The 12,220-nt window shown below is 65.4% G+C and carries 14 protein-coding genes; 8 read left to right on the forward strand and 6 right to left on the reverse strand.

What is annotated here, in order from left to right; genetic code table 11:
• Positions 1 to 22: 22 nt before the first annotated feature.
• On the forward strand, positions 23 to 709 hold the full coding sequence (locus ACODSM_RS02470; RefSeq protein WP_060986164.1) for an OmpW/AlkL family protein: 687 nt from the start codon (positions 23 to 25) through the stop codon (positions 707 to 709).
• Positions 710 to 786: 77 nt separating this feature from the next.
• Here ACODSM_RS02470 and ACODSM_RS02475 read toward each other — a convergent pair whose 3' ends face one another.
• The 4 genes from ACODSM_RS02475 to purE form a co-directional block, all read right to left on the reverse strand.
• Positions 787 to 1,740, reverse strand: a complete 954-nt coding sequence (locus tag ACODSM_RS02475; protein WP_488804216.1) for an SGNH/GDSL hydrolase family protein — start codon at positions 1,738 to 1,740, stop codon at positions 787 to 789.
• A gap of 75 nt (positions 1,741 to 1,815) precedes the next feature.
• Positions 1,816 to 2,832 (reverse strand): L-threonylcarbamoyladenylate synthase, encoded by a 1,017-nt coding sequence (locus ACODSM_RS02480; RefSeq protein WP_488804217.1) that lies wholly within the window; start codon positions 2,830 to 2,832, stop codon positions 1,816 to 1,818.
• Between the two features lie 14 nt (positions 2,833 to 2,846).
• Entirely contained in the window at positions 2,847 to 4,019 is a 1,173-nt protein-coding gene (locus ACODSM_RS02485; protein ID WP_488804218.1) for a 5-(carboxyamino)imidazole ribonucleotide synthase, read from the reverse strand.
• A complete protein-coding gene (gene purE, locus ACODSM_RS02490) occupies positions 4,016 to 4,510 on the reverse strand; it encodes a 5-(carboxyamino)imidazole ribonucleotide mutase (protein ID WP_056643723.1) in 495 nt (164 codons plus the stop codon). Before purE ends, ACODSM_RS02485 begins: the two co-directional genes overlap by 4 nt.
• Positions 4,511 to 4,661: 151 nt before the next feature.
• Between purE and trxA the strand changes: the two genes are divergently transcribed.
• Together trxA and ACODSM_RS02500 are read left to right on the forward strand one after the other, a co-directional pair.
• Positions 4,662 to 5,570 carry a thioredoxin gene (gene trxA, locus ACODSM_RS02495; RefSeq protein ID WP_015016134.1) on the forward strand — a complete coding sequence of 303 codons (909 nt, stop codon included), beginning with the start codon at positions 4,662 to 4,664 and terminating at the stop codon, positions 5,568 to 5,570.
• A gap of 147 nt (positions 5,571 to 5,717) precedes the next feature.
• Entirely contained in the window at positions 5,718 to 6,455 is a 738-nt protein-coding gene (locus ACODSM_RS02500; RefSeq protein ID WP_488804219.1) for a YbaY family lipoprotein, read from the forward strand.
• Positions 6,456 to 6,502: 47 nt separating this feature from the next.
• Here ACODSM_RS02500 and ACODSM_RS02505 read toward each other — a convergent pair whose 3' ends face one another.
• Complete coding sequence (locus ACODSM_RS02505; protein WP_488804220.1) at positions 6,503 to 7,426, reverse strand: phosphoribosylaminoimidazolesuccinocarboxamide synthase; 924 nt, start codon at positions 7,424 to 7,426, stop codon at positions 6,503 to 6,505.
• Positions 7,427 to 7,646: 220 nt separating this feature from the next.
• On the opposite strand from ACODSM_RS02505, the gene ACODSM_RS02510 reads away from it, so the two are divergent.
• The 4 genes from ACODSM_RS02510 (at position 7,647) to hprK (ending at position 11,042) form a co-directional block, all read left to right on the forward strand.
• Positions 7,647 to 8,876 carry an MFS transporter gene (locus ACODSM_RS02510; RefSeq protein WP_488804221.1) on the forward strand — a complete coding sequence of 410 codons (1,230 nt, stop codon included), beginning with the start codon at positions 7,647 to 7,649 and terminating at the stop codon, positions 8,874 to 8,876.
• A 242-nt stretch (positions 8,877 to 9,118) separates the two neighbouring features.
• Positions 9,119 to 9,454, forward strand: coding sequence for a ribosome hibernation-promoting factor, HPF/YfiA family (hpf, locus tag ACODSM_RS02515; RefSeq protein WP_015016131.1), 336 nt, complete (start codon positions 9,119 to 9,121; stop codon positions 9,452 to 9,454).
• Between the two features lie 114 nt (positions 9,455 to 9,568).
• Entirely contained in the window at positions 9,569 to 10,036 is a 468-nt protein-coding gene (locus tag ACODSM_RS02520; RefSeq protein ID WP_015016130.1) for a PTS sugar transporter subunit IIA, read from the forward strand.
• A 49-nt stretch (positions 10,037 to 10,085) separates the two neighbouring features.
• Positions 10,086 to 11,042 carry an HPr(Ser) kinase/phosphatase gene (hprK, locus tag ACODSM_RS02525; protein ID WP_015016129.1) on the forward strand — a complete coding sequence of 319 codons (957 nt, stop codon included), beginning with the start codon at positions 10,086 to 10,088 and terminating at the stop codon, positions 11,040 to 11,042.
• A 60-nt stretch (positions 11,043 to 11,102) separates the two neighbouring features.
• On the opposite strand, the gene fur is transcribed toward hprK, so the two are convergent.
• Complete coding sequence (fur, locus tag ACODSM_RS02530; RefSeq protein WP_015016128.1) at positions 11,103 to 11,522, reverse strand: ferric iron uptake transcriptional regulator; 420 nt, start codon at positions 11,520 to 11,522, stop codon at positions 11,103 to 11,105.
• Positions 11,523 to 11,611: 89 nt separating this feature from the next.
• Between fur and ACODSM_RS02535 the strand changes: the two genes are divergently transcribed.
• Positions 11,612 to 12,175, forward strand: a complete 564-nt coding sequence (locus ACODSM_RS02535) for an outer membrane protein assembly factor BamE (protein WP_015016127.1) — start codon at positions 11,612 to 11,614, stop codon at positions 12,173 to 12,175.
• The last annotated feature ends 45 nt before the right edge of the window (positions 12,176 to 12,220 follow it).

A 12,220-nucleotide genomic window follows, 5' to 3' on the forward strand; every position in this document is an offset into this window, starting at 1 on the left:
GCAGTTGAAGGGTTCAAACACCATGCAAAACAAAACCATCACCCCTTCCCTGGCTGGCGCTGTGGCAGCACTGGCGCTCACCCTGTCCGGCGGCGCGCAGGCCCAGACCGCTGGCAGCTGGCTGGTGCGCGCGGGCGCCACGCAAATCGCACCCCAGGTCACCAGTGGTGACCTGTCCGCGCCCAGCTTCACGGGCACCAAGGTGGACGTGCATGCCGACACGCAGCTGGCTGGCGGTATCACCTACATGCTCACCGACCACTGGGCGGTGGACGTGCCCCTGGCCCTGCCTTTCAAGCACAACATCATGGGCGCCGGAGCCATCGCCGGCGTGGGCAAGATCGGCGAGGTCAAGGTGCTACCCATGACCGTGTTCGCGCAGTACCGCTTTCTGGAGGCCAATGCGCGGGTGCGCCCCTACGTGGGCCTGGGCGTGACCTACGCCAAGTTCTTCAAGGAGCGCGGCACCGCAGCGCTGACAGGGCTCACCGGCGGCAGCCCTTCGCGTCCCACCACGCTGAGCGCTGAATCCCGGTTTGGCCTCACGCCGCAGGTGGGTGTGAGCATTGCGCTCAACGACCAGTGGTCGCTGGACGTGGCGTACTACAAGACCTTTGTGAAGACCCGCAACACCCTGTCCACGGGCCAGACCATCGACGTCAAGCTCAACCCCAATGTGGTGGCGCTGGGCGTGGTGTATCGGTTCTGATCTTCATCCGGGGCAGATCGATGGCCCGCAAAAAAGCCGCCCACTGGGCGGCTTTTTGCTGGGCGGAGCGCGCCGGCTTACCAGCGTGCGCGCAGGCGGTCGTAGGCGTAGGTGCCAAACTGGCGCTGCGCCGATGGCGTGAGGTACACGCTGTCGGCAAACACGAACGAGGTGGCGTTCGCGCCCGACAGCAGCGTGGACGACGTGCACAGGGCCGAATTGACCTGGCCAGTGCCGATGCCGATACCGTTGTTCGCGTCCACCGACGTGCACACGGCCGCCGTGGAGTTGTTGAAGCCATAGTTGCCCGGCACGCTGGTGTACAGGTTCACATAGTAGGCCGAGTCCACGTACAGCACGTTGGCGCCCAGGTCCACGATGCCGACCAGCAGGCCTTCGTTGAAGCGGCTGCTGGCGTTGCTCAGCAGGGCTTCACGGCCGATGGTCTTGGCCCAGGGGGTCTTGCTCAGGTCGTAGGTGCCGGTCACCACCACGTACTTGGCGCCTGCCGTCACCAGGCGGCGCACCTGGGCCGCGAGGTCCTCACCGGCCTTGCGGGCGGCGGCCACCATGGCGTCCTGGGTCAGGGTGCCTGCGTTCACAGCGGCCATGCCGGCGATCACGTCGCTGACACCGCCGCTCACCATCACCACATCAGTGGCTGCAAAGCTACCGCTGGCCAGGAAGGCGTCGATCTGTTCGGTGACGGTGCGGGTGCTGGCGTTGCCGGCCGCATCGGGCTTGGCGCTGACGCGGGCATTGCCGGTGGCGTAGCTCAGGCCGCCTGCAGAGACCGGGGTGAGCGACTTGCCGTAGTTGGCCACCACCTGCAGGGTCCAGTTGTTGACGCTTCCGTCATTGACGGTGTAGCGCGAGCCGTTTTGCCCCACATCGTTCATGGCGTCGCCGAACGCAATGAAGCGCTGGGGCGTGATGGCCGATTCGGTGGTGCTGGAACCGCAGGCCGCGAGCAACGCGGCCGACGCACATGCGGCGACCATGAGGGTGCGGCGCATCCAATTTGCTGCCATGTATTTCTCCAGAAAAGTGGGGGGTAGTTTAACGACGCAAAGTCAACGGATGTAAAGCGGCGCCATCGCGCAGGCTCAGGCGGCGGATGCGCGCTGCAGGCGGTCGCACACGCCTTCCCAATCGGGGCTGGCGGGCGGGGTCTCGATCCAGATCAGCTTCACGCCTTCGTTGTCAAAACTGCGCAGCACTGCGAAGAGCTGCTGCGCCGTAGCGGCTGCGTCATCGGGCATGCGCCGCATGACCAGCTTGGACGACTGGGTGCGCAAGGCGGTGCGGGCGTAGACCGCGATGTGAGCGGCATCGGCGCCCAGCACATCCAGGCTGGTCTGCAGCGCCTTGGCATCCATCAGTCGCACCTTCGCACTGGGCGCGTAGTGGGCCTCGAGCGTGCCCGAGGCGCGGGGCGTGGCCGTGGGCAGGTCTTCCTTGGACAGGGGGGCGATGCCGCAGGCCGCTGCAATCTGCGCCCGAGTGATGGCGCCGGGCCGCAGCAGCACTGGCACACCGCGCGTGCAGTCCACGATGGTGCTTTCAATGCCCACGTCGCAGGGCCCGCCGTCCAGCACCAGCAGGTCGTCGCCCAGCTCGTCCTGCACGTGCTGAGCGGTGGTCGGGCTCACGCGGCCAAAACGGTTGGCGCTGGGGGCCGCCACGCCCCAGACGGGCGGGCCACCGGCTTCGTCGCCATCGCTGGGGGCCGCGCAGGCCAGCAGCAGGGCGTGGGCTACGGGGTGTGCAGGGCAGCGCAGCCCCACGCTGTCCTGCCCGCCGGTGGCGGCGGTGGCCACACCGGGGAGGCGCGGCAGGATGAGCGTGAGCGGGCCGGGCCAGAAGGCATCGACCAGCTTTTGTGCAAAGTCGGGCACTTGGCTGGCGAAGTGCGAAATGCCCTCGGCATTGGCCACATGCACGATCAGCGGATGGTCGCTGGGCCGCCCCTTGGCGGCAAAGATCTGCGCCACGGCGGCATCACTGCTGGCATCGGCCGCGAGGCCATACACCGTTTCGGTGGGCAGGCCGAGCAGGGCGCCGCTGCGCACCGCGCGTGCCGCAGCGGCGATGGCCTGGGGGTCGTTGCCGTCAAGGATCATGGAGACAGCCCGGCTCAGAAGGGCTCGATGCCCAGCAGCGCTGCGGCCTGCAGGGCCGTGGCGCGCGCCGCCTCAGGGGAGGCGGCGGTGATGTTCAGGTGCCCCATCTTGCGGCCGCGCTTGGCGTCGCGCTTGCCGTACAGGTGCAGGTGGGTGCCGGGCAGGGCCAGTACCTGGGCCCAGGGCGGGGTCTGCGCCGCCTCGCCGTGGGCAAACCACAAGTCGCCCAGCAGGTTCAGCATGACGGCGGCGCTGTGCTGGCGCGGCTGCGTCAGCGGCAGGCGGGCCATGGTGCGCACCTGCAGCTCGAACTGCGACACGTCGCAGGCGTTCTGGCTGTAGTGGCCGCTGTTGTGCGGGCGGGGGGCAATCTCGTTGACCACGAGGCTGCCGTCCTGCAGCACAAAGAACTCCACGCACAGCACACCTACATATTGCAGCCCTTCTGCTACAGATTTCGCAGCGGCTACCGCTTGATGCACTAGCGCTTGCGGTAGATTTCCTTCATAAACCTCGGTCACGGCCAGGATGCCGTCGCGGTGCAGGTTGCGCTGTACGGGCAGGTGCACCATGGCCCCATCGGCACTGCGCGCGACGATCACGGAGCATTCCAGCTGCAGCGGCAGCATCTTCTCCAGCACGCAAGGCACCTTGCCGACAGACTCCCACGCGGCGGCCAGCTCGGCGGGCGTCTTCACGCGCACCTGGCCCTTGCCGTCGTAGCCCATGCGGGCGGTCTTGAGGATGCCGGGCAACAGGCTAGGGGCCACAGCCGCCAGTTGTTCCGCCGTTTCGATCACCGCATACGGCGCGCAGGGCACGCCGCAGGCCACAAAGTGCGCCTTCTCGCGCGCACGGTCTTGTGCCACCGACACGGCGCTGGCCGCGGGCGACACGGGGCGTTGCGTGGCCAGGGTGGCCAGTGCAGCGGCGGGGACGTTCTCGAACTCGGTGGTCACCGCATCCGACAGGCGGGCCAGCTCGGCCAGGCCTTGCGGGTCTTCGTAGCCCGTCTGGATGTGGTGGTGGCTCACCAGCCCGGCGGGGCTGGTCGGGTCGGCATCGAGCACGGCGGTGAAGTAGCCCATGGCCTGGGCCTGGTGCACGAACATGCGGCCCAGCTGGCCGCCACCCAGCACGCCCAGGGTCGCACCAGGGAGCAAAGGCTTCAGGTCACTGGCGGTCATGCGGCGGGCGGCAAGGTCATGTTGCGGGCCACTTCCGTCTGCTCGGCGCGGAAGGCTTCCAGGCGCTGGCGCAGGTCGGGGCTCTCATTGGCCAGCAGGGCCACGGCAAACAGGGCCGCGTTGGCCGCACCAGCGGTGCCGATGGCAAACGTCGCCACCGGGATACCCTTGGGCATTTGCACAATGCTGTGCAGCGAGTCCACACCCTGCAGGTGGCGGCTGGCCACGGGCACGCCCAGCACGGGCACAGGGGTCTTGGCGGCAATCATGCCGGGCAGGTGGGCGGCGCCGCCAGCCCCCGCGATGATGGCCTTCAGCCCCCGGCTGGCGGCGGCCTCGGCGTAGGCAAACATGTCATCGGGCATGCGGTGTGCCGACACCACGCGGGCCTCGTGCGCGATGCCGAACTGTTCAAGGATTTGCACTGCATGCTGCATGGTGTCCCAGTCGCTGCTGGAACCCATGACCACGCCGATCTGGATGGGTTTCATGGTGTGGAAGGTGCTGGCGGGCAGGCTTTGTCTGCCCAGCCGCTGTAGGTGGAACCCGCGATTTTACTTTTTGCGCCCCCCTGGCAGGTGTGGGGCTGTGTCGATGGGCCAAAATAGCGCGGAAACCGCTCCACTCTAAGCCCCACACATCATGATTGACGTCACCGTAGAGAACTTTGAAGCCGAGGTGGTTGCCGCCTCGATGAATGTGCCCGTGCTGGTGGACTTTTGGGCGCCCTGGTGTGGCCCCTGCAAGTCCCTGGGGCCGGTGCTGGAGAAACTGGAGACGGAATACGCGGGCCGCTTCAAGCTCGCCAAGATCGACTCTGACCAGGAACAGCAGCTGGCGGGCATGTTCGGCATCCGCAGCATTCCCACCTGCGTGCTGCTGATGAACGGCCAGCCTGTGGATGGCTTCATGGGCGCCTTGCCCGAAGGCCAGGTGCGTGCCTTCCTCGACAAGCATGTACCCACCGCCGAAGAAATGGTGGCCGAGGCCGAGGAAGAAGAGGCGCAGGAAGCCCTGGCAGAAGGTGACACCGGCACTGCGCTGGAGAAACTGCAGCATGCCGTCGTGACCGACCCTGCCAACGATGACGCGCGCTTTGACTACGTCAAGCTGCTGCTGCAGCTGGGGCGCGAGGACGATGCCAAGGTGGCGTTTGCGCCCGTGATCGCCAAGGCCGCCATGTCGCGCAAGCTGGGCGCCCTCAAGGCCTGGATGGACGCTCTGGATTTTGTAGCGTCTGGCGCATATGACGCCTCCGCTGAAGCCGGATTCGAAGCAAAAATCGCAGCTAACAAGCGGGATTTCGACACCCGCTATGCCCGCGCCCGCTGGCTCATCACCCAGCAGCGCTGGACCGACGCCATGGACGAGTTGCTCGAAATCCTCATGCGCGACAAGGCCTGGAGCGAAGAGATCGCCCGCAAGACCTATGTCGCCATCCTCGAACTGATCGAGGCCCCCAAGCCCAAGGTCGCCGAGGGTCAGATCCCGCCCGAAGACCCGGTGGTGGCCACGTACCGCCGACGGTTGTCGAGTGTGGTGCTGAGCTGAGGGCTGCCAAGGGTTGACGTGGTGAACTGCGGGACGCAGGCGCTCTCCATTCGACTACCGCCCAGGCGCAATGGGCCCCGTTTCGGCCACCTGCGCTGCGGGCTCTACTGCGGCGTCATGGTTGGGATACTGAGTTTGGCTGGCTGCGTGACGCGCCCCCCTGAACCAGATGCCGTGGTCACGGGTGTGGCGTTGTCGAGAGAGCGCGTGATGCTGCCGCCGGAGGCTGTTTTTGAGGCCACTTTGCTGGATGTGACCCAGCCAGATCAGCCACCCATCGTTTTGGGGCGCCAGCGTCGCCAACCGGCGGGTCAGCCCCCTTACGCGCTGTGGATTCCTTACCCCTCTGCGCGGTTTGCGCCCAAGGGGCGCTATGAGGTGCGAACCAAAGTCACCTTGGAGGGGCGGTTGCTGCTGGCCAGCGACAAACGCTATCCCGTGCCGCAGGACGCAGCCTACCGCCATGTTGACGTTCAAATGCAGCGGTTGCTGCCGCTGGCCGCCACCGTAGAAGCGTCCGTGCCGCTGCTGCTGACCCATTGGCGGCTCGTCGAAATGGCGGGGGAGGCTCTGTCCCTCCCTGCCGATGGTGCGGCGGCGCCCCACCTCGTCTTCCAGGCGGAAGAGGCGCGGGTGACAGGCTCGGGCGGCTGCAACCGCTTTCTCGCGGACTACGACTGGCAACCGCAGAGCGGACGCCTGCGCATGGCGCAGCTCGTTTCCAACATCAGCTTGTGCCTGCAAAGCAGCGGATTGGAGGCCCAGTATTTTGAGTCGCTGCTGACGGTACGGGGCTTTCGCCAGGTCGGCACGCAGCTCTTGCTGCAGGGGGCCGAAGGCGAGCCCTTGCTGCGTTTCGAAGCCATTGAGACGCCGCTGAGCTAGGCATCCGGCGGGCTTTTGGCGGGAGGGCTCTCCAGTCCGCAGGGTTTTTATGCGGATGTCAGCCGCTCCAGCGCCTCGCGGTACTTGGCGGCTGTCTTCTCGATCACTGCCTGGGGCAGGCGGGGCGAGGGCGCTGTCTTGTCCCAGGGCTTGCCGTTGACCTGGGCCTGCTCCAGCCAGTCACGCACAAACTGCTTGTCGTAGCTGGGGGGGTTCTCACCCTTGGCCAGGGCTTCGGCATAGCCTTCCACCGGCCAGTAGCGGGAGCTGTCGGGCGTGAGCACCTCATCCATCAGCACCAGCGTGCCGTCAGGGGCCAGGCCGAATTCAAATTTGGTGTCGGCAATGATCATGCCCTTGGCCAGGGCGATCTCGGCAGCCGCTTTGTAGATGGCAATACTCAGGTCGCGGATACGCGTGGCCAAGTCCAGGCCAATCATCTCCACCGTGCGTTCGAACGTGATGTTCTCATCGTGCTCGCCCATGGCGGCCTTGGCGGCGGGCGTGTAGATGGGCTCGGGCAACTTGGCGGCGTTGGTCAGGCCTTCGGGCAGGGGCACGCCGCAGACCGAGCGAGAGTCCTGGTATTCCTTCCAGCCGCTGCCGGCCAGGTAGCCGCGCACCACGGCTTCGACCGGGATGGGCTGCAGGCGCTTCACCAGCATCGAGCGGCCACGGATCTGGGAGGCTTCTTCGGGGCTCACCACGCTCTCGGGGGCGTCGCCAGTGAGGTGGTTGGGGCAGATGTGGCCGAGCTTATCGAACCAGAACAGGGCCATCTGGGTGAGCAACTCGCCCTTGCCAGGAATGGGTTCGCCCATGATCACGTCGAAGGCCGACAGGCGGTCGCTGGCCACCATCAGGATGCGGTCGTCGCCCACGGCGTAGTTGTCGCGCACTTTGCCGCGTGCCAGCAGGGGCAGCGAAGTCAGGGCCGAAGTGTGCAGGGCGGTGGAGCTGGGCTGGGTCATGGTGTCGGTGTGGGCGGTGGGTTTCCGCTGCGGGCAATCCGAAGAACGTGGGGGGAGGTGCATGCGGCAGGCAGGGCCTATGCGCAGCCGATAGATTTTACGCGCCGGTCTGGGGCGCGGCGGTTTTCGTAGGCCCTCTAGCAGCTGGCCACGCGCCCCACGCAGGCTTGCGGCACACTGGGCGGCCCTGAACCTGACCAGGCCTTAATGGCCGCTTGCTGTGTCTTCCTCTACCCCTGAGCTTTCTCCCCGCCGTGAACTGTGGTTGCTGCTGACGCTGGCCGGCATCCAGTTCACACACATCCTGGACTTCATGATCATGATGCCGCTGGGCCCGCAGCTCACGCAGCTGTTTGCGATCACGGACGCGCAGTTTGGCTTGCTGGTGTCGGCCTACACGCTGTCGGCGGGGGCATCGGGCCTGCTGGCTTCGACCTACATCGACCGCTTTGGGCGCAAGCGGCTGCTGCTGGTGCTCTATGGCCTGTTCGGACTGGCGACGCTGGCCTGCGGCCTTGCGCCTACCTATGGCACGCTGATGGTGGCGCGCATTCTTGCGGGCACTTTTGGCGGCGTGCTGTCGGCTCTGTCGCAGACCATCGTGGCGGACGTGGTGCCCTTTGAGCGGCGCGGGCGTGCCATGGGCATCGTGATGACGTCGTTTTCCGTCTCCACGGTGGCGGGCGTGCCCTTGGGGCTGATTCTGGCGCAGTACGGGGGGTGGCACCTGCCGTTCATCGGCATTGCCGCCATGGTGGGGGTGCTGGCTGTGCAGGCGGCCCGCACGTTGCCGACCATGGCGGGGCATGTTCAGGCCGCCAGCGGGCGGTCAGTGCTGGGCGGTATCCGGCACGTGCTGGCGGATGGCAACCACCGGTGGGCGTTCCTGTTCTCGGCGTTGCTGATGTTTACGGGTTTTACCGTCATCCCTTACATCACCATCTACATGCAGACCAATGCCGGTGTGCGTGCCGATCAGGTGCCGCTGGTGTACCTGTGCGGCGGGGTGGTGACCTTGTTCACGGCGCGCCTGTTCGGACGCATGACCGACCGGCATGGCAAGGTGCCCACCTTCCGGTGGCTGGCGATCGCGGGGCTGCCGTGCATTCTCGGCATCACGCTGGTACAGGGCTTGCCGCTGTGGGGGGTGTTGGTGGTGTCCACCCTGATGTTCACCTTTGTCAGTGGCCGCATGATTCCTGGCATGGCCATCATCGCCTCAGCGGCACATGCGCCCTTGCGGGGAACCTTCATGACGCTGAACGCCTCGGTGCAATCGGCGGCGATGGGCGTGGCGTCTTTTGTGGGTGGGGTCCTCATCAGCCGTGATGCGCAGGGGCTGGTGCAGAACTACTGGGTGGCCGCGCTGGTGGGCATCAGCGCCAGCCTGCTGTCGATGCTGGTGGTGGGGCGTCTCACGCTGCATGGCGCGACGCCGTCGGCTCGGTGAAGAAGAAGGGGCTCGTGCTGACGTTGGCCAGCCCCTTCAATCCGCCCATTGTGCGCGCTTTTCGGGCGCTTGGCACCTTGCCGGGCATAACCCAGCGGCCTGCGGCGGTATGGGATTGCATTTCGGGGAGGGCGGGGGCATAGTGAACCCACGACGTCAACAAAAGATGCATCCAAGTTCGCCGAGCCGCTCCTCTGATCCAGGACGGCGTTTTTCCACCGAGAGCCACAGGAGACTTATTTATGAACTTGACGATCAGCGGTCACCACCTCGAAGTTACTCCCGCCTTGCGCAACTACGTCACCACCAAGCTGGACCGGATCACCCGCCATTTTGACCAAGTTGTCGATGTCAAGGTACTGCTGACGGTAGAGAAGCAAAAGGAAAAGGAAAAGAGACAGCGAGCGGAATGCAACATTCACGTCAAGGGCAGCGACCTGTTTGCCGAAAGCTCCCACGCCGACCTGTACGCCGCCGTGGACGAACTGGTCGACAAGATGGACCGTCAGGTTGTGCGCCACAAGGACCGTTTGCAAGACCATCACCACGAAGCCGCCAAGCGCGAACTGCACGCTTGATGCGCCAGCCCTGAGCCTGGCACAGCAGCCGCCCCTACCCGGGCGGTTTTTTTGTTGCCTGACGCGCCGTGCTCAGGGTTTTCGCCAATATGTGCATAATTGTTACCCTTGACCATGAACCGACTCGCCTCCATCCTGCCCTCCGCTCAAGTGCTTGTGAGCGTGGACGCCACCAGCAAGAAGCGTGCTTTTGAAGAAGCGGGTCTGCTGTTCGAGAGCCAGCACGGCCTCTCCCGGGCGCTGATCACCGACAGTCTGTTTGCCCGTGAACGCCTGGGCTCCACTGGGCTCGGCCATGGCGTGGCCATTCCCCACGGACGCATCAAGGGCCTCAAGGCGCCGATGGCGGCTGTGTTCCAGCTGCTCAACCCCATCGGATTCGATGCGCCGGACGAGCTGCCGGTGGGCCTGCTGATCTTTCTGCTGGTGCCCGAGGCGGCCACCCAGAAGCACCTGGAAATCCTGTCCGAAATCGCCGAGCTGCTCAGTGACTCGGCCTTGCGCGAGAAGCTCAAGGCCTGCACCGACGCCACGGAACTGCACGGCATGATTGCAGGCTGGCAGTCCACGCAGGCTGCCTGAGCCCTGGCACACACATTCCCCACGCCGCCTTTGCACTGACTGAACCGCCGTGAAGCCCAATGTTGTCAGTGCCGACGTCCTTTTCGAAGAATTTCGTGGCCTGCTGAAGTGGGAGTGGGTGGCCGGCCTGGGGGCCTCCGAGCGCCGCTTCGATGAAGTGGCCGTGCGTTCCGCGCGTTCCGGCGCCGACCTGGTCGGCTACCTCAACTACATCCACCCCTACCGGGTCCAGATCCTGGGCGAGCGCGAGATTGCGTACTTGAGCAACGCATCCCCCGACGATTGCAAGCGCCGCATTGCCCGCATCGTGACGCTGGAACCACCGGTGCTTGTGCTGGCCGACAACCAGACCGCACCCGATGCGCTGGTATCGATGTGCGAGCGCGCGCAGATACCGATGTTCTCCACGCACGAGTCGTCGGCGTTTGTCATCGACGTGCTGCGCGCTTACCTGTCCAAGCACTTTGCCGACCGCACCACCATGCACGGCGTGTTCATGGACATTCTGGGTCTGGGCGTGATGATCACCGGCGAGTCGGGCCTGGGCAAGAGCGAGCTGGGCCTGGAGCTTATCTCGCGCGGTAACGGCCTGGTTGCTGACGATGCGGTGGACCTGTTCCGCATCAACCAGACCACCATTGAGGGCAAGTGCCCCGAGTTGCTGCAGAACCTGCTGGAAGTGCGCGGCATCGGTCTGCTCGATATCCGTGCCATTTTTGGCGAGACGGCCGTGCGCCGCAAGATGCGCCTCAAGCTCATCGTGCATCTGGTGCGCAAGGAGACGCTGGAGCGCGACTACGAGCGTCTCCCCTACGAGCCGCTCACGCAGGACGTGCTCGGCGTGCCAGTGCTCAAGGTGGTGATCCAGGTGGTCGCCGGCCGCAACATCGCCGTGCTGGTCGAGGCCGCCGTGCGCAACACCATCTTGCAACTGCGCGGTATCGACACCTACCAAGAGTTTGTCGAACGCCATCGCCGCGCCATGGAGCGCGATACGGGTGGCTAGTCCGCTCTGTATTTGATAGCTGTTTGCGCTTGAAGGACGGGCGCAAAGCGCTTCCGGTGGTTACCCTTTTTTGGCGCAGTCTGCGCACTGACCATACAGCGCCATGGTGTGGTCCTGCACCAGCCAGCCCTTGGCCTTGGCCACGGCATGCTGCCGCTTCTCGATCTCGGGGTCGTAAAACTCTTCCACCTTGCCACACGAAGTGCAGATGAAGTGGTCATGGTGCTGCCCTTCATTGAGCTCGTACACCGCCTTGCCGCTCTCGAAGTTGCTGCGGATCAGGATGCCGGCCTGCTCGAACTGCGTGAGCACCCGGTACACGGTGGCTAGGCCGATGTCCGACCGCTCTTCCAGCAGCACACGGAACACGTCTTCGGCCGTCATGTGGCGCTGCGCACCCTTCTGGAAAATCTCCAGAATCTTCAGGCGGGGCAGTGTGGCCTTGAGTCCCGTGCTTTTGAGTTCGTCGATATTGGTCATGGCTGGCTCTTTCGGGGGCAGGCAACCGGCCCAGGGGCTGGAGGGGCTGCCGCTACAATGGGACGATCATATCCTTTGGCCTTTTACCCATGCCCGTCCAAGCCCGTTACAGCGCCCGTCTGGGCCTGGTTGTGTTGATCGGTGCCAGCATGGCCGCCCTGACCGGTTGCGGCAGTCTGGATGGCGCCAGCAGCCGCATCGCCAACATCGTCAAACCCTACCGGGTGGACGTGGTGCAGGGCAATTTCGTGTCCCGCGAACAGGTCGAAGCCCTGCAGCCCGGCATGAGCCGCCAGCAGGTGCGCGAGATTCTCGGGACGCCGCTGGTCACCAGCCTGTTCCATGCAGACCGCTGGGAGTACGTGTTCACGCTCAAACGCCCCGGCGAAGAGGTCCAGACCCGCAAGCTGACCGTGTTCTTCAAGGGTGATGCCCTGGAGCGCTCCGAAGGCGATGAAATGCCGACCGAGACCGAATTCGTCGCCACCCTGGGGGCGCGCGACAACGCCAAGGGCAAGGTGCCGGTGCTGGAAGCCACGCCGGAGCAACTGGCCAAATACCCGGTCAAGGAGCGCCCCGCGCCCGCCGCGACCACGACCCCGGCATTGCCCGCCACCACCAGTTACCCGCCGCTCGAAGCGCCTGCGCGCTGACCCTTGCGGCTCTGGCAGTGAGCCCGGTGCGCTGGCTGCCCTTTC

This window comes from Acidovorax sp. FG42 (assembly GCF_057809195.1).